General features: G+C 60.0%; 13 protein-coding genes. 11 read left to right on the top strand and 2 right to left on the bottom strand.

Features of this window, described 5'->3' with window-relative positions:
• Positions 1 to 20 precede the first annotated feature (20 nt).
• The 7 genes from BGE01nite_RS12225 to BGE01nite_RS12195 all read left to right on the top strand — a co-directional run bounded on the left by BGE01nite_RS12225 (position 21) and on the right by BGE01nite_RS12195 (position 10,917).
• Complete coding sequence (locus BGE01nite_RS12225; RefSeq protein ID WP_146850747.1) at positions 21 to 695, top strand: response regulator; 675 nt, start codon at positions 21 to 23, stop codon at positions 693 to 695.
• Entirely contained in the window at positions 692 to 1,759 is a 1,068-nt protein-coding gene (locus tag BGE01nite_RS12220; protein ID WP_146850746.1) for a sensor histidine kinase, read from the top strand. The genes BGE01nite_RS12225 and BGE01nite_RS12220 overlap by 4 nt, the downstream gene beginning before the upstream one ends.
• A 54-nt stretch (positions 1,760 to 1,813) precedes the next feature.
• Positions 1,814 to 3,136, top strand: coding sequence for a TolC family protein (locus BGE01nite_RS12215; RefSeq protein ID WP_146850745.1), 1,323 nt, complete (start codon positions 1,814 to 1,816; stop codon positions 3,134 to 3,136).
• A gap of 8 nt (positions 3,137 to 3,144) precedes the next feature.
• Positions 3,145 to 4,104 (top strand): efflux RND transporter periplasmic adaptor subunit, encoded by a 960-nt coding sequence (locus BGE01nite_RS12210; protein ID WP_146850744.1) that lies wholly within the window; start codon positions 3,145 to 3,147, stop codon positions 4,102 to 4,104.
• 10 nt (positions 4,105 to 4,114) lie between these two features.
• Positions 4,115 to 7,189 (top strand): efflux RND transporter permease subunit, encoded by a 3,075-nt coding sequence (locus BGE01nite_RS12205; RefSeq protein WP_146850743.1) that lies wholly within the window; start codon positions 4,115 to 4,117, stop codon positions 7,187 to 7,189.
• A 66-nt stretch (positions 7,190 to 7,255) separates the two neighbouring features.
• Positions 7,256 to 9,301 (top strand): FAD-dependent oxidoreductase, encoded by a 2,046-nt coding sequence (locus tag BGE01nite_RS12200; RefSeq protein WP_146850742.1) that lies wholly within the window; start codon positions 7,256 to 7,258, stop codon positions 9,299 to 9,301.
• A gap of 17 nt (positions 9,302 to 9,318) precedes the next feature.
• Positions 9,319 to 10,917, top strand: a complete 1,599-nt coding sequence (locus tag BGE01nite_RS12195) for an FAD-dependent oxidoreductase (protein WP_146850741.1) — start codon at positions 9,319 to 9,321, stop codon at positions 10,915 to 10,917.
• On the opposite strand, the gene BGE01nite_RS12190 is transcribed toward BGE01nite_RS12195, so the two are convergent.
• Complete coding sequence (locus tag BGE01nite_RS12190; protein WP_170266746.1) at positions 10,895 to 12,931, bottom strand: FAD-dependent oxidoreductase; 2,037 nt, start codon at positions 12,929 to 12,931, stop codon at positions 10,895 to 10,897. The genes BGE01nite_RS12195 and BGE01nite_RS12190 overlap by 23 nt on opposite strands.
• A 114-nt stretch (positions 12,932 to 13,045) precedes the next feature.
• Here BGE01nite_RS12190 and BGE01nite_RS12185 point away from each other — a divergent pair, with 114 nt between their 5' ends.
• Genes BGE01nite_RS12185 through BGE01nite_RS12170 form a run of 4 tightly spaced genes read left to right on the top strand, consistent with a single transcriptional unit; the run spans position 13,046 to position 18,565 of the window.
• Positions 13,046 to 14,311 (top strand): polysaccharide pyruvyl transferase family protein, encoded by a 1,266-nt coding sequence (locus BGE01nite_RS12185; RefSeq protein ID WP_146850739.1) that lies wholly within the window; start codon positions 13,046 to 13,048, stop codon positions 14,309 to 14,311.
• Positions 14,312 to 14,335: 24 nt separating this feature from the next.
• Positions 14,336 to 15,679, top strand: coding sequence for a hypothetical protein (locus BGE01nite_RS12180; RefSeq protein ID WP_146850738.1), 1,344 nt, complete (start codon positions 14,336 to 14,338; stop codon positions 15,677 to 15,679).
• 46 nt (positions 15,680 to 15,725) lie between these two features.
• On the top strand, positions 15,726 to 17,675 hold the full coding sequence (locus BGE01nite_RS12175) for a DUF4838 domain-containing protein (RefSeq protein WP_146850737.1): 1,950 nt from the start codon (positions 15,726 to 15,728) through the stop codon (positions 17,673 to 17,675).
• Positions 17,676 to 17,686: 11 nt separating this feature from the next.
• A complete protein-coding gene (locus tag BGE01nite_RS12170) occupies positions 17,687 to 18,565 on the top strand; it encodes a metallophosphoesterase family protein (RefSeq protein ID WP_146850736.1) in 879 nt (292 codons plus the stop codon).
• A gap of 39 nt (positions 18,566 to 18,604) precedes the next feature.
• On the opposite strand, the gene BGE01nite_RS12165 is transcribed toward BGE01nite_RS12170, so the two are convergent.
• Positions 18,605 to 19,966 carry a DUF1552 domain-containing protein gene (locus BGE01nite_RS12165; protein ID WP_246145715.1) on the bottom strand — a complete coding sequence of 454 codons (1,362 nt, stop codon included), beginning with the start codon at positions 19,964 to 19,966 and terminating at the stop codon, positions 18,605 to 18,607.
• Positions 19,967 to 20,076: the final 110 nt, after the last annotated feature.

Here is a 20,076-nt window from a genome sequence, read left to right as displayed (position 1 = left end):
GTTCATTCCTCTGATTGTCCATGAAGATCCTCATTGTCGAAGATGACAGGAAAACTGCCGCCCTGCTGTCCGGGGCGCTCAGTCAGGAAGGCTTTGAGGTGGATGTGGTGAATGATGGCGAAGCCGGCCTGCAGCGTGCGCTGCGGGAACGCTTTGAGGCCTTGCTGGTGGACATCATGCTTCCAGGTCGTGACGGCTTGAGCCTTGTGCGGGAGATGCGCCGTCTTGGCAATGTCACGCCGGTCATCATGCTCTCCGCCCGTGGCGAGGTGGAGCAGCGCGTGGAGGGGCTGAATGCGGGGGCGGATGACTATCTGCCCAAGCCCTTTGCCATATCAGAGCTGCTGGCCCGTCTGCGCTCCTTGCTGCGCCGTCAAAGCGTGGCAAAGCACACCGTCTTCTCGATCGCTGACCTGACCTATGATCCGGCCTCCTGTGAGACGCGCCGGGGAGGGAAACGCGTGGAACTTTCCCGGCGTGAGAGACTGCTGCTCGAGTGCCTGCTAAAGGCGGAAGGCCGCGTGGTCAGTCGTCGTGACATCATCGGCACCGTCTGGGAGTATGACTTCGATCCAGGCACCAATCTCGTGGACGTCTATGTCCGCAGGCTGCGGGAGAAGGTGGATCGCGACCGTCCGCAGCCTTTGATCCAGACCGTGCGCGGTCTGGGTTACGCTCTCCGTCACCAGTCATGACCCTGCGCCGCCGTATCGTCTCCTACTATGCCGTCACACTCAGTGTGTCCCTCGTGCTTGTGGCTTTCTTGAGCTGGTTTGAGTTCAATGAGCAGCGGAATGTGGTGTTGGAGGGCGGGATCTCCGCTGTTCTGAAGGAGAGTCCTCTTCAGGAGGCTCTCGAGATCGTTTTGCTGGGCGGCATCCCGGCCATTCTGCTCGGGATCATCGGTGGCAGCCTGCTCATGGGCCGCGCGTTGCGCCCCATTGAGGAACTGACAGAAGCCTTGGAGAAAACAGACATCTCGAATCTCTCCCAACCTGTGCCGCGCAGTGGCAACGGTGATGAGCTCGACCGCACGACCACGGTCTTCAATCACATGAAGGAGCGCCTCGGCAACTCCTTCACCCAGTCACGCGAGTTCACTCTGCATGCCTCGCATGAGCTGAAGACGCCGCTCACCATCCTGCATGGCACGCTGGAACAGATGATGGGAGATGATGCCACACCTCCTGCCCAGCGTGAGAGGCTCACATCCATGCTGGAGGAGGTGCAGCGGCTCTCCAGCATCGTTGGCCAGCTCATGTTTCTCGCCAAGGCGGACGCCGGCTTGCTGGATGCCGCTCTCACGGAGGTGCCGCTGCACGATCTCGTCCGTGATCTCATGGAGGATCTCTCGCATCTGGCTTCAGTGAAGGGCATTGCTCCTGTCCTGGACTCCTGCCAGCCGGTCGCAGTGCTCGGTGACCGCATGCGGCTGCGCCAGCTCCTGATCATCCTCGCTGACAATGCCGTGAAGCATAACCAACAAGATGGCAGCATCAGGGTCGCTCTTTCCCGTCAGGAGGGCAAGGCCGTCTTCCGCATCATCAACACCGGTCACGCCCTCTCTCGAGAGCTGAGCAAGCGTGTCTTTGAGCGCTTCTTTCGTGGAGATCCCGCTCACGGCAGCAGTGTTGAGGGCAGCGGCCTTGGCCTGAGCATTGCCGAGTCCATCGCGAAATCTCATCATGGCTCGCTCAATTATGATGTGCTTTCAGATGGCCGCACGCAGCTCACGCTGGTTCTGCCCTGCCAACAATGACAGCCTTTTCATTCGTGGAGGCCATGGTGCTGTCGTTTCATAAAGACCCCACTCATGAAGCTGCCCCCGCTCCTGCTTTCACTCGCCTTGCTGACCTCTTGTGTCAGCTATCAGGCACGTCCGATCTCGGCGGAAGCAGGCGTGCAGGAGCTTGCCGGACATTCCTTGAATGATCCAGGGTTGAAGGCCTTTCTTGCTGAACAAAAAGCATCTCAAGGATCCTGGGATGTCAACCGTCTGGCGTTGGTCGCTGCCTATTTTCATCCCGATGTCACCCTCGCTCGTGCCGAGGCAGATGAGGCCGCTGCAGCCATCAAGACCGCGCAGATGCGGCCTAACCCCGTTTTCACCTTCGCGCCTCAGTTTGCCAGCAATCGCGTGAATCCCATCACGCCCTGGTTCGCGGCAGCGAACCTGTCCATCCCCATCGAAACCGCAGGCAAGCGTTCCCGCCGCACAGAGCAGGCGCACGCCACCGCCGAGGCCGCGCGCTGGCGTGTCTCATCACGCGCATGGGCTGCCCGTTCACGAGTTCGCGTGGCAATGCTGGAGCTTTACAGCGCCCGCGAAAACATCCGCCTGCTCGAAACCGAGCAGCAGCTCCATGACGAGGCCATCAAGAAGCTCACCGCGCAGATGGACGCGGGAGATGTGTCTCCCTTCGAGCTCACGCAGGCTCGCCTGATGCTCAATCGCACACGACTTGCCCGCCACGATGCTGAACGTGTAGCCGCTACAGGCGAGGCAAAACTAGCTGCTGCGGTCGGTGTGCCCGTCCATGCATTGGCCGGTGCAAAGCTGGATTTCTCAAGCTTCCAGCGCCTTCCCGCCACCAGCATCGCTGCCAGCCGCCGTCAGGCATTGACCCAGCGTGCTGACTTGATGGCCCTGCTTGCCGACTACGCCGCCACAGAGTCCGCGCTGCGTCTGGAGATTGCAAAGCAGTATCCGGATGTGAACGTGAGTCCTGGCTTTGATTACAACCAGGGGCAGAATCGCTGGCAGCTCGGCATCAACCTGCCGCTGCCCTTCAATCAAAACAAAGGCCCCATCGCACAAGCAGAAGCCAGGCGTGCAACGACCGAAAAGCGCTTTCTCGCGCAGCAAAGCATCATTCAGGGTGAGCTTGATATCGCCCTCGCAGCTTACAATGCCTCTCGCGCCAAAGCAGGCACCGCAGCACAGCTTGCTGAAGAGGCTGGCGCTGCATCTGATACGACCAAGAAGATGGTCGAAGGTGGCGCAGTCTCTGCGCTCGACTACACCCGCCGCCAGATCGAGGCCAGTGCTGCGCGCGTGGCACATCTGACGGCCCAGATCGAAGCCCAGACCGCCGCCGGCGCGCTGGAAGATGCCATGCAGGCCACGCTCCGCTGATCACGATCATGAAACGACTTTTTGTTATTCTTGCGCTCGCGGCTCCGCTTCATGCGGCAGACTCAGGTGCGGCAGCACCCGCCACCATCACCAAGGAGGGTGACCTCGTGATCCTCAAGCTGACCCCGGAGGCCGAGCAGCGCCTGCGGCTGAAGACTGTGGCAGTCGTGAAGCGTGTCGTGCCCGCCACCCGTCTCTTCTCGGGAGAAGTGGTCACTCCGCTCGCGGCAGATGGCAAGACCGTCGCGCCGGTGCTCGGCGGCACGCTGGATGAAGTGCTGCGCCTTGCCGATCTGCAGGCAGCGGCAGACGGCCGCATCCTGCAGGCCCAGGTGCAGATCGATGCGGCCAGGATCGCCGCCGAGCGTGCGCAAAAAATGCTCACCGCCGAGGCCGGAAGCGCCCGCAATGTGGACGAATCCAAGTCCGCTCTCGCCCTCGCAGAAGCCGCCATGACCACCGCGAAAGCGCAGCGTGATCTGCTGGGCGCTCCTGTGGGGCAGGGAGGTGCCAAACGTGCCTGGGTGCGCGTGGCGATCTACAGTGGCGAGTCATCACAGCTCGATGCCAAGGCTTCAGCCAGCATTCCGAGTGCCCAACCACAAGTGTTGCAACCTGTCTCCGGCCCGCCCACGGCGAATGCACTGGCCAACACCGTGGACTGGTATTACTCCCTGCCTGCAGACACAACCTTGCGTGCTGGAGAGCGCGTCGCGGTGGAGATCCCGACCGTGGAGAGCAAGGAAGAGCGCCTGATCGTGCCCTTCAGCGCGGTGCTCCATGACATTCACGGCGGCCAGTGGGTTTATGCGCAGAGCGCGGATCATGCCTACACACGGGCACGTATCCAGGTTGCACGCATTGCCGGTGCTGATGCGGTTCTTGCCAGCGGCCCACCGGTGGGCACCAAGATCGTGACAGATGGATCTGCCGAGCTGTTCGGCACGGAGTTCATGACCGGAAAGTAACCGCCGCCCTATGCTGAACTCCATCGTCTCCTGGGCTCTGAACATGCGCGTGCTCGTCGTGGCCGCCGCTGCTGCCATGCTTGTGGTCGGCATCAATGCCACACGCAATGCGCCGCTGGATGTCTTTCCCGAATTTGCTCCGCCTCTGGTGGAGGTGCAGACGGAAGCGCCGGGCCTCTCGACCGAGGAAGTGGACTCCCTGGTCACTGTGCCGCTGGAGAACTCGCTGAACGGCCTGCCCTTCCTCAAGACACTCCGTTCCAAATCGGTGCTCGGTCTCTCGTCCGTGGTGATGATCTTTGACACCGGCACAGACATTCTCAAAGCGCGCCAGCTGGTGCAGGAGCGGTTGAATCTCGCGCAAAACCGTCTTCCTGCCGTGGTGAAGCCACCCGTGCTCATGGCCCCCTACTCATCTCTCAGCCGCGTGCTGAAGGTGGGGCTGACCTCAAAGACCCTCTCGCAGATGGAAATGAGCGAGCTCGCACGCTGGACCATGCGCCCGCGTCTCATGTCGGTCAAAGGCGTGGCCAATGTCGCCATCTGGGGGCAGCGTGACAAGCAGTTCCAGGTGCTCGTGGATCCGCAGAAGCTTCGCGCCTCAGGAGTCACGCTGGATGCGATCACCAAAGCCGCTGGCGATGCCGCAGTCATCAGTGCTGGTGGCTTCGTGGACACGCCGAACCTCCGTCTCAGTGTGGCCCAGTTGTCCCTCATCACCACGCCGGAGGATCTCGCGCGCACCGTGGTGGAGTTTCGTAATGGCGCGCCCATTCGCCTCGGTGATGTGGCTGAGGTGAAGATCGGTCATCCCGCGCCCATCGGTGATGCCGTCATCAATGATGGAGATGGCATCCTGCTCATCGTGGAGAAGCAGCCCTGGGGAAACACACTGGATGTCACCGTGGGTGTGGAAAAGATGCTTGAGGAACTCAAGCCCGCGCTGCCCGGCATCACCATCGACAGCACCATCTTCCGCCCTGCCACCTTCATCCAGCTTTCCATCGATCATCTCACAGAAGCCCTGTGGTTAGGCTGTCTGCTGGTCGTCGTGGTGCTGGCTCTCTTCCTTGGTGACTGGCGCACGACCATCATCAGCATCACAGCCATCCCGCTTTCGCTCGCCATGGCCCTGCTCTTCCTCGGCTGGCGTGGCGAGACCATCAATACCATGATCCTCGCCGGTCTCATCATCGCCCTCGGGGAGGTCGTGGACGACGCCATCATCGATGTCGAAAACATCCTCCGCCGTCTGCGCCAGAATCCGGAAAAATCGAAGTTTCGTGTGGTGCTCGAGGCCTCGCTCGAGGTCCGCAGCGCAGTCGTGTATGCGAGCGTCATCATCGTGCTCGTGTTCATGCCGGTCTTCTTCCTGCCCGGCCTCGCAGGCACGTTCTTCAGACCTCTCGCGCTGTCTTACATCCTCGCCATCAGCGCCTCGCTCCTGGTGGCTCTCACCGTGACCCCTGCCTTGAGCCTCATGCTGCTGAAGGTCAAAAACACAGGGCATCGTGATGCTCTCCTCGCTCGTGGCTTGAAGGCCTTGTATCGCGGCATCCTTCCTCTCTTCGCGCGCAGCCCGTGGCTGGCCATCCTCTTGCTCCTGCTCACCTTTGCTGGCAGTGGCTGGGTGTGGCACACTCAGTTGAAGGAGGAGTTCCTGCCTAACTTTAAGGAGCGTGACTTCCTCATGCACTGGCTGGAGAAGCCCAACACCAGTGTGGAGGCCAGCAAGCGCATCACCGTCGCGGCGGCGCATGATCTCATGCAGGTCCCGGGTGTGCGTAATCAAGGCGCGCACATCGGTCGTGCGGAAGTGGCGGATGAGGTGGTCGGTCCCGACTTCACGGAGCTGTGGATCAGCATCGCCCCTGAGGCTGACTACGATGAAACGATCCACAAGGTGCAGGCCGTGGTGGATGGCTACCCCGGCCTCACACGCGATTTGCTGACCTTCCTGCGTGAGCGCATCAAGGAGGTGCTCACGGGGGCCAGCGCCAGTGTGGTGGTGCGCATCTTCGGTCCTGATCTCGATACTCTGCGCACCCACGCTGCGGAAGTGAGTGCCGCCGTGAAAGACATTCCAGGCATCAGCGCGCTGAAGGTGGAGTCACTCACACTGGTGCCGCAGATCACGGTGAAGGTGAGGCCCGAAGCCGCTGCCTTGCATGGCCTCACCGCCGGCCAGATCCGTCAGGCTGTGACCACGCTCATCAGCGGACGCAAAGTGGGCGAGGTCTACCAAGACCAGCGTGTGCATGATGTCACTGTGTGGAGTGTGCCCAGCGCTCGTGCCGACTACACGACTCTCCGTGAACTGCTGATCGCGACTCCTTCCGGCGGTCACACACGTCTCGCTGATGTGGCAGACCTGGCCATCGTCCCCACGCCGAACGCGATCAAACGCGAGGGCGCCTCCCGCCGCATGGATGTGACCTGCAATGTCACCGGTCGTGCGCTGGGTGACGTGGTGCGCGAGATTGAGGCACGCGTGGCAAAGCTCACCTTCAAGCCTGGTCATCATCCCGAAATCCTCGGTGAATGGGCCGAGCGGCAAGCAGCACAGAGCCGTCTCGGTTGGTTGGCTCTGGGATCACTCGCAGGCATCCTGATTCTCCTGCTGGCAGACTTTCAGTCTCTCCGGCTGACCCTGCTCGTGGCACTGACTCTGCCCTTCGCACTCATCGGTGGCATCTTGGCCGCATGGTTGGGCGGCGGTGTGCTTTCACTGGGTTCGCTCGTCGGCTTCGTCACCGTCCTCGGCATCGCTGCGCGCAATGGCATCCTGCTGGTGAGCCACTATCGGCATCTTGAGCAGGAGGAGAAGCAATCCTTCGGCCTGCCCCTGGTGCTGCAAGGGAGTGAGGAGCGCCTTGTGCCCATCCTCATGACCGCTGCCACAGCCGCGCTCGCGCTGCTGCCTCTTGTGTTGAAAGGAGATGTCCCGGGCAATGAGATCGAGCGCCCCATGGCTCTCGTCATTCTCGGCGGTCTGGTCACCAGCACGCTGCTGAATCTCTTCCTGCTCCCCGCGCTGTATGCCCGCTTCGGGCGCACCATCCGTCGAGAGCCAATGACGGAGTAGGCGCATATTTCCTTCTCTTTTCTGTCCAAAAGTCCAAGTCTCAGGCCTTGGTGGTGACTTCCAACCATGAAAAGCCTGGCCCTCCTCCTCCTCGCGCTCTGTCCTCTGGCTCATGCCGCCACGGAGGCGGATGTGATTGTTTACGGTGCCACTCCCGGCGGATTCTGCGCCGCCATCGCCGCGGCACGTGAGGGCGCTTCCGTCATCTTGCTGGAGCCCACGGACCATGTCGGCGGCGTGAACACCGGCGGTCTTTGCTTCAGCGACTCCAACCAAACCGTGCGCAGCACCGTGATGGGCCTCTTTGATGAGTGGCACACCCGCGTGGAGAAAGACTACCAGCAGCGTGGTGTCGAGCTGCCCTACAAGGTCAGCATGAAGAATGCCGACAAGTGGACCTACGAACCGCACGTGGCCGCCAAGATCACGAAAGAGATGCTGGATGAAGCCGGCGTCAAAGTGCTGGTCAAACGCGTGCTCAAGCAAGTCTCCAAGGACGGTGCGCGCATCACCCAGCTCAAGACCAGTGATGGAGAGTTCGCCGCAAAGACCTACATCGACGGCACCTATGAAGGCGACCTCATGGCTGCCGCAGGCGTGAGCTGGACCATCGGTCGCGAGGGCCGGAAGGAGTTCGGCGAGTCACTCGCAGGCAAACAGTATCCGAAAGGTAGGATGGCTATCTCCGGCCTCGATGCCGAGGGCAAGCTGCTCCCGCTCATCACCACGGGTGATGCGGGTCCCGATGACGAAGGCGACAAGAACGTGATGGTCTACAGCTTCCGCCTCTGCGTAACCAAAGATGCTGCAAACCGTGTGCCTTTCCCGAAGCCCGCGAAGTATGATCCGGCCCGCTTCGAGGCCATCCGCCGCTACTTCGCGCAGGAGAAGCGCCCCATCCTTCTCTGGGATCTGTATCCCCTGCCAGGAAACAAGTTTGATGCGAACAACGGCATCGGAAAACAGTTCTCCATGGGTCTCGTCGGTGCCTGCAATGGCTGGAGTGAAGCGGATGAAGCAGGTCGTGCCAGGATCTGGGAGGAGCACAAGCAATACACCCTGGAGCTTTATCACTTCCTTAGCACCGACCCGTCCGTGCCAGAGCATCTGCGCAAGGAGATGGGCGATCTCGGTCTCTGCCGCGATGAGTTCGCTGCTTATGACCATTGGTCCCCGCAACTCTATGTGCGCGAAGGCCGCCGCATGAAAGGCATGTATGTCGTCTCGCAGAAGGACATCATGGAAGAGCCGAAGAAGGATGATCCCATCGTGGTGTCCTCCTTCCCCATCGACTCGCATGACTGCCAGCGCGTGGGCACGAAAGACATGGTGGCGAATGAAGGCACCATCATGCCAGTCCGCATGGAAGGCCGCCGCAATGGTTATCCCTATCACATCCCCTATCGCGCCATCCTGCCGAAGGCTGACGAGTGTGATAACCTGCTCGTGCCCATCGCCCTCTCCTGCACGCACGTCGGCATCTCCTCCATCCGCGTGGAGCCTACCTGGATGATCCTCGGTCAGAGCGCGGGTATCGCCGCCGCCATGAGTGCCAAGCAGAGCGTCGCCGTGCAGAAGCTGGCCTATCCAGCTTTGCGTGAACGCTTGCTTGCTCAGAAGCAGGCGCTCGATCTCCCCGTCCTGCCTGATCTGCCTCCCGTACCGGTCACCCCCGTGAGCATCGATCCAAAGACCCTTTCCGGCATCGTGCTGGATGATGCTCAGGCCGAGACGAAAGGTCCCTGGGCACGTTCTTCGAACTTCAAACCACACGTCGGCACCGGCTACCTGCATGACGACAAGCGCGGCGATGGCCAGTCGAGTGTCACCTTCCGTTTCAAGGCTCCGAAGGCCGGCAAATACGATCTCCGCATGGCCTACTCCGCGCATGAGACACGCGCCAAAGCCGTGCCCGTCACAATTCAAAGCGGCGATCACAAGGTCAGCCTGAAAGTCGACCAAACGCAGGCCCTTCCTGCCAAGGAATCCTTCCGCAGCATCGGCACCGTGGAGCTCTTTGCCGATGCCGAGACCACCATCACCCTCAGCAATACGGAGACCGATGGATTCGTGATTGTCGATGCGTTGCAATTGATCGAAGCCAAAAACTGAACCTCTCCCGACCAACCATGAAGCACCTCATTCTTGCCAGCTTGCTCTGCGCCACCACCCTGATTGCTGCAGACTCTGCCTCGACCGATATCGTCGTTTATGGGGGTGTTCCCTGCGGCATCGCAGCCTCCATCACCGCAGCCCGTGAAGGGGCCAAAGTGATTCTCATCGAGCCGACGAAGCATGTTGGCGGCCTCAGTACCAGCGGCATCAACACGGCCGAGAGTGAGCATATGCTGAAGTGGACGATCGGCGGCTTTGCGGATGAGTTCTATCGTCGGTTAGGCGATCACTATGGCTCCGGCAAGCCGGAGTACTTCTTCGAGTCCAGCGTCGCCGAAAAGGTCTATCTAGACATGCTGCGCGAGGCCAAGGTGGAAGTGCGCTACGGTGTGAGCGTGGACCTTGTTGTTAAGGAAGAGACCCGCATCAAGGAGATCAAGCTCACGGATGGCTCGATGATCAAAGCCAAGGTCTTCATCGATGCCGGTTATGAGGGAGACCTCATGGCGCGTGCCGGCGTGAAGTATGCCGTAGGCCGCGAGTCCAAAGCCGAATTCGGCGAGGAAGCTGCAGGCATCCGTTTTGACAAGACAGCCCGTCATGCCCGCACGGTGGATGAAAAGGGCCAGCTTCTTCCCGGCATCAGCGCCTGGGCCAAGGACCTGAAGGAGGGAGACGCTCATCGTGCTCCGATGAACTACAACTTCCGCCTCACCGTCGCCAAGGATCCCAAGCTGCAGGTGCCCATCCCGCCCCCGAAGAACTATGACGTGAAGCGCTACGCCCTGCTGGCTGACTGGCTGCGCTTCAAGGCCGCGAACAAGACCGAGGTGAAGCTCGATGACGTGCTGGATCCCTACAAGCGCCGCAACGGCAAGTTCGAGATGAACAACAAGCAGTCCGCCATCTTCTCGCTCGGCCATTTCGGCGGTCAGTTTGACTGGCCTGAGGCAGACTACGCCACACGCCAGCGCATCTATGACGACCACATGGACTACACGCTCGGTCTGATCTTCTTCCTCGCGAATGACGAATCCGTGCCTGAAAAGATGCGCGCCGAGATGAAGTCCTACGGACTGCACAAAGATGAGTTCGCAGACAATGGCCACCTGCCATACCAACTGTATGTTCGCGAAGCACGCCGCATGCGTGGCGAGCACGTGGTGACCCAGCAAGACGTGCAGACGGATCGCCGCAAGGAAGACAGCATCGGCATGAGCAGCCATTTCATTGACTGCCATCACGTCCAGCGTGTGGCCGTGAACGAGGGGGAGTTCGTCAATGAAGGCCGCATCTGGCGCATGGGTTATGCTTATCAGATCCCGTATCGTGCGCTCACTCCAAAGGCCGATCAGTGCACAAACCTCCTCGTCCCCGGAGCCGCCAGCTTCACGCACGTGGCCTTCTGCACCCTGCGCCTCGAGAGCGTGTGGATGATCACAGGCCACGCCGCTGGCATCGCTGCATCACTCGCCATTAAAGACGATGTGCCTGTGCAAAAAGTCCCTCTCGCTGCCCTTCAAGACAAGCTGCGCGCACAGAAGCAGGTGGTCGATTTCATCCCCGGCCAGCCCGAGAAATGCGAGCACCTCAACGGTCCGCCGGAGTTCTGATCTCAGCTCCCTTGCTCAGCACTTCCATCTGCAGTTTGCGCCATTCCTCGGTTCCGCGCCTGGCCTTCACGGGTCCGATCGTCAGCGTGGCACCTTCTTCGAGCAGAATTCGCTGAACCTTCTTCGGATCCACCGCGCGAGGAGCAATGCCTTCCTTCACCGCGATGGCGGCAATCGCTCCCACCGCCTGGCCCATGTTCATCGTGTGGGGTTGCAGTCGTGTGGCTCCATTCGCCATGCGGCTCTGGCTGAGGTTCTTCTCCGCAGGCAGGAAGCCATCGATCTTCTCTGGAATGAAGCACTCAAACGGAATCGCAAAGGGTCCCACACCATGCTCACCAAACTTGTGTGGAATGTCGGCCTCACGATCCAGATCCATCTCAAGATAAGGCTTCGACATCGAACCATGCAGATCGATCGCATAGTCACCGATGGAGACCGTGTTCGCGAACTGGATGGGCTTGCCATGCACTCGCTCGATCTCTCCTGAGCTCAAGGTATGCAGGCCCATGATGCGCCGGCTCTCGCGCGTGTAAGGCATGATCGAGAAGTGATTCAAGATCGCGCGATACGGCGCAAGCTCCGCGCGCTCCTTGATCCAAGCTTCCACCTCCGCACGACGATATGGCGTGTCGTAGCCCTCATCATTCGCCACTGACCAATCCTTCTTTCCAAGCGTGTTCTGGATGAAGTAGAGCAGATGCAGTGTCTTGAGTTGCATCGCGCGATTCGTGGCGCGCCGCGTCTCCAGATCTTCAATCTCGGCGATGCTCGAAACATAGTCGTTGTTATAGTTTAGATGCGTGCGTGTGATCGCGCTGTTGTCCGCGGGCCTTGCGCTATCCGGCATGCCGCGATAGCCAATAAACGTGCCCCAGGTCCACGGCTTCAGCTTGGCGTCCACCTTCTCACCATCCCCGAGCGACTTCGCAAAAGCCGTCTGGACCTTGTCGGTATAACCAGGAGGTTTGTCTTTGATCAAAAGCTCATCAGGCACACCTTGGGGATACTGTTTCACCACAGCGGTCCAGGTGTTGTCCTGCACGCGGCGCTTCAGATCAATGGCATCACTGGTGCAGTTGCCCACGCGATAGCGAGCGCCGGTGAGCGGAATCACATCCCCCCACTCTGTGGCATCGATCAGCATGCGGCAGGTGATGTGCCGCGTGCTTCCGCCGCTTGTGATGTCCACGCCAGTGACCTTGTTGCCCTCTTTGGACACCGCCGATACACGGCTCAGCAGCGCCAGGTCAAGCACGCCATTACCACGTGCATCACTGAGCATCTGTAGCAGCAGATGCCGGCCCACACGTGGTTCCACCCCCACATGACTGTACCAGTAGGCTGTGAGATGATTCACACCCAGCGGCTGATAGTGAGCGGTGATAAGCCCGCACAACTCGCGATACAGACCGCGTTCACGCACCAGCGTGCCGCCTTCATCCATGGAGGTCACCGCCGCTGCCATGGCCTGCCCACCAATCCAATCCGTCTCTTCCAGCAGCAACACGGAGGCTCCCATCCGTGCGGCCTGCACCGCGGCTCCCACACCGCCTGTGCCTGCACCGGCGATGACCACATCATAGCTCTCCCGAAGCTGCGCAAAGGCCGTGGCCTCCAGCGGCTTCGCAGTCACCGACTTCGGTGGGTCGATGGGCAGTTGCGCCGCACCTCGACTGAGCACGATCGCGACATTCTTGCCCACACAGGTGCCACCGGGCAGCGCCGTCTTCTTCCAGTAATCAGGTGAGCTCAGCACGCGATGCTTCACCAGCACCTCCAGCGCTTCATCGAGCGTTGCCACGGGCTTCAGAAGCCCTGCGACCTTGATCAGCAGTGATGCCACTTTCTCGCCATCGCATTTTCCCGTCTCCGTCGCATTCGCGCGCCAGTAGTCCGGGGACTCGATCACCTTCTTCTCGGCCAGTGCCTCCAGATCGGTCTCTGTGACCTGCGTGCTGGCCGCTTGGGCAAGGAGGGCGGTGGCGAAAAGGAGTGTGAGGATGAGGCGCATGATGGTAGAAGCTTGAGCAGGAGCGGACCGCCGTAAAGGCCTCCGACCTGATCTTTCCCGCCAAATCCCTGTCCAAATCCGCGTTCCATCCGCCTCTTCAAGGTCCAACCTCACATGAACACACGCCGCCACTTCATCGCCTCCATCACCGCCGCGCTGGGCGGCTCTGTTTTCGCCGCAGACGGCAAGCCGAAGACCATCGTACTGCAGTCCGCCTGGGCCGTGCATAACATTGGCGATATCGGCCACACGCCCGGCACGCTGCGTGTGATCGAAGAGCACCTGCCCGAGGTGAAAGTCATCCTCTGGGCCATGAAACTGGATGAGCGTGTGACTGCCATGCTCAACAAGCGCTTCCCGAAAGTCACCATCCTTCAAGGCAGCCCGCTGAAAGATGGCGAGGCTGATCTCAAGCTCCAGGAAGCCATCAAGGGCTGTGACCTTTTCATCCGCAATTCCGGCATGGGTCAGGACCTGAGCTACATGCAGTTCTGCAAAAAGCATGGGAAGCCGTACGGCCTCTTCGGCCAGTCCTACTTCACCGACATGGTGGAGGGCAAAGGTGCCGAGGAGCGCATCGCATTGCTGAATGGCGCTTCCTTCATCTACACTCGCGAGACTAAAACGCTGAGCATTCTCAAAGGCGCTGGCATCAAGACTCCAGTGCTTGAATTCGGCCCGGATGGCTGCTTCGGCATCGATGTGCGTGATGACGAGCGTGGCCTCGCCACGATGAAGAAGCTCGGCCTTGAGGAGCGGAAGTTCATCACCATCCAGCTGCGCACGCACACACCTTCGCATCCAGGGGTGGACGACAAGCGCCCGCAGAAGCTGAACCCGCTGCATCCAACACCGGAGATGATCGCGGATGATGAGCGCCGCGCCGCGAAGTATTGTGACCTCATCACCCGCTGGGTGAAGAAGACTGGTCACAAGGTGCTCATCGCTCCCGAGGCCATGAAGGAGATGGAGTATAACAAAAAATTTATTTGGGACAAGCTGCCTGCGGACATCCAGAAGAGCGTCGTGAACCTGGAGTACTTCTGGAATACCGATGAGGCGGCCTCCATCTTCGCCCGCGCGCATACCATCGTCTGCCATGAGCCGCACTCACCCATCATCGCGCTGGCGAATGGCACGCCGATCATCCACACCTATTCCGAGTTCCATTCGCCGAAGTGCTGGATGTTCAAGGACATCGGCCTGTCTGAGTGGTTGCTGGAGTTTGACACCACCTCCATCGACCTGTGGGCCGAGACCCTCTTCGCCATCGATGCCGACTACCCCGCCGCCCAGGCCAAGGTGAAGAAGGCCATGGCCTATGTGCATGAGTGCTTCGGCAAGTCCATGCAGCATGTGAAGGGCCTGCTGAACGCGTGAGATGACATTTGCGCAAGCCGGGGCATGGTCACCGTCACCATGCTCCGTTGCTTCATTCTCTGGATGGCCGCCCTGGCCGTCGCCACTGCTGCCGATAGTCCACCCGTTCTCTCCAGTCTCGCTGAACTGGCGCAGGCGGCCACTCGCAGCGGCCAGAAGCTGAAGATGAAACCGGGCAAGTATCGCCTGACAGACTTCATCCCGCTGGCCTCCATCCCGGAACGTCGAAAGCAGAAGCAATGGCAGTTCATTACCTTCAGCGGCAACGACAACACCTTCGATCTCCAGGGTGTCACCCTTGAGCTGGATACCGCTTTGCGTCAGAAGCTCGGCTCACCCATTCACACCGATGAGTTCTTGATCAGCGGCAAGGGCAATACCTTGCAGGGCCTCACCATCACCAGCCTCGGCAAAGGCATTGCCTTCGGTGGTGCCGTGCTCGGTGTCACAGGACAGGGGAACACACTGAAGGACTGCGTGATCCATGTGGAGGGTTCCTCACCTTATGGTTATGGCGATCTCTTTGGCAAAGGCGGTCACAAGCACAGCGGCGTCCACATCACCGGCAGCCGCTCACGCTTCATTGACTGCAAGGTCTTCCAGAAAGCCTTCGGTCATGCCTTCTACCTTCAAGAGAACTGTGACGACGTGGTGTTTGAAAACTGCCACGCGGAAGGCGTCATGCGCCGTACGGACGAAATGCTGGCAGAGATCTCAGGCCTGGCTTTTGACCGCAGGTTCATGGGCGAGGTGCAAAACCGCAGCGGCACCACCCGCATCCAGCCCGGCTACATGAAGGCGCTTAGTGAAGATGGCTTCCGCACCTATCACACGCATCGCGGCCTCGTGCTGAAGAACTGCACGTCCAAGAACATGCGTGGCGGCTTTGAGCTGCGCACCAAGACCGCTCCCAAGCTGGAGAACTGCACTGCCATCGGCTGCGAGCGCGGCTTCTGGGTTTCGACTGGCGCTGTGTTGACCGGATGCAAAGGCGACACCCAATTCGGTCCGCTCCTCTATGTCGAAGGTGACAAAGCCAAGGTGGAGGTGCAACTGCTGCCCACGGAGGCAGACAAGGTCAACGTGCACGCCGTCGCTGCCCTCTATGGCATCGACAATGAGGTCACGATCACCGCGAAAAGCGTGCGAGTCCAACTCTCGCCCATCCTCATTGGTTATACTCCACCGGCCATGGGTGAGAACGCCACCGCTCATGGCGAGCGCCTCGCGCGCGGCCTGATCCTGCGCAATCAAACCACCATGCCCGTTGTGATCGGCACCAAGGCTGAAAAGTGCCAGATCTCCACGCTGGGTGCTGTCCAGGAGAACAAAGGCAAGGACATCACCGTGACGACTCACAGCCGCTGAAGCTTTCCTGGCAAGCTTACCTGTCCGATCTCCGTTTCAGGCGGGCATGTTTTCACGTTTTTGTTGGGCCACCCTTCTTGTTTGCAGCCTCGGTTCACTGCGGGCTGACCTGTCCTTGGTCAGCGATGGCAAACCTCAGGCTGTCATCGTCATCTCGGACAAACCCACACGCGTGGCGCGCTATGCTGCGGAGGAGCTCGCACATCATGTCCAAAAGGCCAGCGGTGTGAAGCTAGAAGTGCTGGCTGAAGCTTCAGCAAAAGCCGACACCCGCTCGCGCATCTATGTCGGTGAGAGTGCGGCGGCACGTGAGGCTGGTATCGACGTGACCAAGCTCAGCCCGGAAACCTTCGTGCTCCGAATCACGGACAAAGCCATGTTTATCGTGGGTTCCGATGGTGGCGGCGAGCCCCTGGAGTCCAACACCCAGGCAGGCACGCTCTGGGGAGTTTATGAGTGGCTTGATCGTGACATGGGCGTGCGCTGGCTCTGGCCGGGTGAGCTTGGCACGCACGTGCCGAAGTCTAAAGCCATCACAGCCAAGAACACCGATGAGACCACCTCACCCCAGTTCTTCCAGCGTCGCCTGCGTCCAGGCAGCGGCTTTGAGAGCGAGCATCCCGCCCTGGGCTTCACCACGGAAGGTGCCAAGAAGTTTGGTGAAGAGCAGGCCGTGTTCCTTCGCCGGCATCGCATGGGTCGCAGCTATCCGGTGAGTTATGGTCATGCCTTCACAGATTGGTGGGACAAGGATGGCAAGGCGCATCCTGAATGGTTCCAGAAGTTGCCAAGTGGCAAGCGTGGCCCGAACAAAAAGGGTGGTCGTTTCTCCATGTGCGTTTCGAACCCGGACCTTGAGCATGAAGTCGTGGCCCGCTGGGCTGCCAAACGTCCGGCAGATGCCAAGAATCCAGGCTTCATCAATGCGTGTGAGAACGACATCCTCGGCCTCTGCACCTGTGAGAACTGCCGCGCTCTCGATGGCCCCGCACCTGTGGACTATCTGAAATTCTATCCTGCGACCTCGAAGATGGCAGGCTCGCGCTTCGTGTCAGATCGCTACGCCCACTTCTGGCTGGGCATCCAGCAGATCGCGGCGAAGACGCATCCAGATGCCACGGTTGTTGGCTATGCCTATTTCAATTACTTCTCCGCCCCCACCAGCGGCATCAAGCTCAACTCAAACATCCTCATCGGTTACTGCCCGTCCGCCGGATGGTTCCCTCGCTCCGAGGAGGAGCATGCCTGGATGAAGCAGCAGTGGACCGGCTGGCGCGATACCGGCGCGCGTCTCTTCATGCGCACGAATCATCTTCTCGATGGCTACTGCATGCCCTTCATCTTCGCGCATCAGTTCACAGACGAATTTCATCATGCTGTTGAGCATGGCATGGTCGCCACGGACTATGATTCCCTCACCGGTCACTGGGCCACTCAAGGGCCGAACCTCTACGTGGCCTCTCGCCTGCATGTGAAACCCAAAGCCTCCGCAGATGATCTCCTCGCCGAATATTATGCGGCCTTCGGAGCCGCTGGTCCTTTAGTGAAAAACTACTTCACCTACTGGGAAGACTACACCACGCGCAGTGGTGACAAGATCAACAAGACCATGGTGGAGCTCGAGACTTCACGCTGGCGGAACTGGGCCAAGGCCTCGCATGCGCTCTATCCGCAAGAGTGCTTCACTCCTGCGGATGCCTTGCTGAAACAGGCAGCAGATGCCGTCAAGGATGATGAAGTGGCCTTGGCCAGGGTAAAGTTCCTGCAACTCGGCCTCGAGCATGCCAAGCTATGCTCGCGTGTGTCTTCGCAGCTCACGCTCGCAGGCTCCACCGCCACTCCCGATCAGATCAAGAAGAGCGTCGATGAGGTGATCACCTTCCGTCGTGCGAATGAGCGCTCGGGCATCAGCAATTTTAACCACCTCGCCTGGCTGGAAGACCTCAGTTGGAAATTGTCGGAAGAAACCAAACAGGCCCCGGATTTGTATCCCTGACACTTCATCCCATGTCCGCCCCTCTTTCACGCCGCTCGTTCCTTCAACAAGGCACCCTCTGCCTCGCCGGCTTCAGCAGTGCTTCCATGCTCGCCGCGGAGGCCGAGGCAAAGCCCTTGCTGCGTGTCGGCCTGATGACGGATCTGCACTACGCGGACAAAGTGCCGACCAAGACGCGCTTCTATCGCGAAGCCTTGGGCAAGCTCGATGAGGCCGTGGACTTCATGAATCGTGAGAAGCCCGCGCTTGTCGTGGAACTCGGAGACTTCATTGATCAGGCAGACTCTGTGGAGAAGGAGATCGAATGGCTGAAGATCATGGAGCAGCACTACGCGAAGCTCTCCATGCCGCGCCACTACGTGCTGGGAAACCATTGTGTTGGCACCTTGACGAAGCAGGAGTTCGCTCAGCATACCAAGGCTCCTGGTGGTCATGCCTCCTTCGCCGAGAATGGTGTGACCTTCATCATTCTCGATGCCTGCTTCCGTGAGGACGGCACGCCCTATGAGCGCAAGAACTTCAGCTGGCAGGACTCCAATCTGCCGAAGGCTGAGCTCTCGTGGCTCGAAGCCGAGCTCGGCAAGGCCACCGGTCCCGTGATCATCCTCGCCCATCAGCGTATGGACCTCGACAAAGCCCACGCGGTTCGCAATGCCGCTGAGGTTCGTGCTCTGCTGGAGAAGTCCGGCAAGGTGCTAGCTGTGTTCCAAGGTCATTCGCACAAGAACGATCTCCAACAGATCGTCAACATCCCCTACATCACCCTGGTGGCGATGGTCGAAGGAGCCGGCCTCGAGAACAATGGCTACTCGATGCTCGAAGTGATGCCCGACGAATCTCTGCGCCTCCAAGGCTTCCGCAAGCAGACCAGTCGCACGTTTGCAAAGTAGTCTGCCAAGCTCATCACACGGAGTGTGATGGCTGCTGTACTACACCAGGCCCTTCAGCGTCCCGGTGCTGTCACCAAAGCGCTCTGACTTCATGCCAGCGAGCTGGTGCATGCTGAGGAAGAGATTGCACATCGGTGTGTCCGGGCTGCTCACCAGGTGGCGACCACCTTGAAGACCGCCGCCATGTCCGGCGAGGACCAGCGGCAGATTTTTCGGACTGTGGGCATTGCCATCACGCATGCTGGAACCAAAGAGCATCAGCGTGTGATCCAGCAGCGTGCCATCACCTTCCTTGATGGACTTCATGCGGTCCAGCATGTGGGCAAACTGGTCGATGTGCCAGGTGTTGATCTTCTGATACTGCTCCAGCTTCTCTTCCTTCTTCTCATGGTGAGAGCACTCATGGTGGCCATGCTTCACGCCATCCAGGAAAGTAAAATTCTTGCCGCTGACCGCCCAGCCAAACATGAAGGTGCTCACGCGTGTGCTGTCGCTCCAGAAGCCGAGCGTCATCAGTTCCATCATCAGGCGGCAGTGCTCCGTGTGGTCCAGTCGCAGACGTCCGCCTGGATCCTTCTGCTGCGCCATCGCGGTCGTGATGCGCTGGTCGAGCTGTGCCACGGCTTCCTTCGCCGCCGGGTCCAGATTTTCGCCGCTCGCCACGCGGGCAATGTCCGCCTCGATGCGCTGCTCCACACTGCGGATGCTTTCCAGATACTCATCCAGGCGGCGCTGGTCATCCTTGCCCACGCGGCCACGCAGCGCCTTCGCATCCGTCATCACAAGATCCAGCACGCTCTTGCTCTCCAGCGCACTGGCCTTGCGCTGCTCTGCATTCTCACGGAACAGGCGGTCAAACACAAAGCGCGGATTGATCTCCGGCGGCAGTGGCGAGGTCGGCGTGCGCCAGGCCACATGCGAGCCATAGAGCATGGTGTAGTTCACATTGAAATCCACGCCCGTCATCACCGGCTCTGTGCCTAACTCCAAGGATGGAAAGCGCGCGAGGCTGCCTGCCTGCTGGGCAAAGACCTGGTCCATGCTCACACCGCAGCGGAGGTTCTTGCCCGTGGTCTTCTCGATCTCCGTGCCGGTCAGCCAGTTCGCCGTCTTGGCATAGTGTCCGTCACCACCACGGCAGTTCGCGTGACCGAGATTCGTCAGCACATTGATGTCACCGCGATGCCGCTCCAGCGGCTGCAGGATCGGTGAAAATTTGAAGTCCTTGCCTTCGCCTTCAGGAGTCCAGCGATCCGGGTGCACGCCATTCGGCATGAAGAGCACGCCGATGCGTGTCGGAAACGCCTTGGCCTGAGATCCGCGTGCCGTGGGTGCCATGGCATCCAGAAACGGCAGCGCAATCGTCGCACCCAGCCCGCGCAATGCAGCACGGCGGGACATAGGCTCTCGGGGAATAGAAACGTAACTCATCAAGGAATTGAGGGGAGCCTAAACTACGCCATTTCAGCCCAAATGCTTGCGGAATTTGAAAGCGTGCAGGTCCCCAGCCT

It is taken from the genome of Prosthecobacter gellanilyticus, assembly GCF_007992435.1.
Classification (GTDB): Bacteria; Verrucomicrobiota; Verrucomicrobiia; order Verrucomicrobiales; family Verrucomicrobiaceae; genus Prosthecobacter; species Prosthecobacter gellanilyticus.
The sequence above is the reverse complement of the archived record's forward strand: the minus strand, read 5'-3'. Positions and strand labels throughout refer to the sequence as shown.

Coding starts and splice junctions, on each gene's coding strand:
- BGE01nite_RS12210 (WP_146850744.1), top strand. CDS start 3,145: ATGAAACGACTTTTTGTTATTCTTGCGCTCGCGGCTCCGCTTCATGCG.
- BGE01nite_RS12225 (WP_146850747.1), top strand. CDS start 21: ATGAAGATCCTCATTGTCGAAGATGACAGGAAAACTGCCGCCCTGCTG.
- BGE01nite_RS12175 (WP_146850737.1), top strand. CDS start 15,726: ATGTTTTCACGTTTTTGTTGGGCCACCCTTCTTGTTTGCAGCCTCGGT.
- BGE01nite_RS12165 (WP_246145715.1), bottom strand. CDS start 19,966: ATGTCCCGCCGTGCTGCATTGCGCGGGCTGGGTGCGACGATTGCGCTG.
- BGE01nite_RS12170 (WP_146850736.1), top strand. CDS start 17,687: ATGTCCGCCCCTCTTTCACGCCGCTCGTTCCTTCAACAAGGCACCCTC.
- BGE01nite_RS12200 (WP_146850742.1), top strand. CDS start 7,256: ATGAAAAGCCTGGCCCTCCTCCTCCTCGCGCTCTGTCCTCTGGCTCAT.
- BGE01nite_RS12195 (WP_146850741.1), top strand. CDS start 9,319: ATGAAGCACCTCATTCTTGCCAGCTTGCTCTGCGCCACCACCCTGATT.
- BGE01nite_RS12185 (WP_146850739.1), top strand. CDS start 13,046: ATGAACACACGCCGCCACTTCATCGCCTCCATCACCGCCGCGCTGGGC.
- BGE01nite_RS12215 (WP_146850745.1), top strand. CDS start 1,814: ATGAAGCTGCCCCCGCTCCTGCTTTCACTCGCCTTGCTGACCTCTTGT.
- BGE01nite_RS12190 (WP_170266746.1), bottom strand. CDS start 12,931: ATGCGCCTCATCCTCACACTCCTTTTCGCCACCGCCCTCCTTGCCCAA.
- BGE01nite_RS12205 (WP_146850743.1), top strand. CDS start 4,115: ATGCTGAACTCCATCGTCTCCTGGGCTCTGAACATGCGCGTGCTCGTC.
- BGE01nite_RS12180 (WP_146850738.1), top strand. CDS start 14,336: ATGGTCACCGTCACCATGCTCCGTTGCTTCATTCTCTGGATGGCCGCC.
- BGE01nite_RS12220 (WP_146850746.1), top strand. CDS start 692: ATGACCCTGCGCCGCCGTATCGTCTCCTACTATGCCGTCACACTCAGT.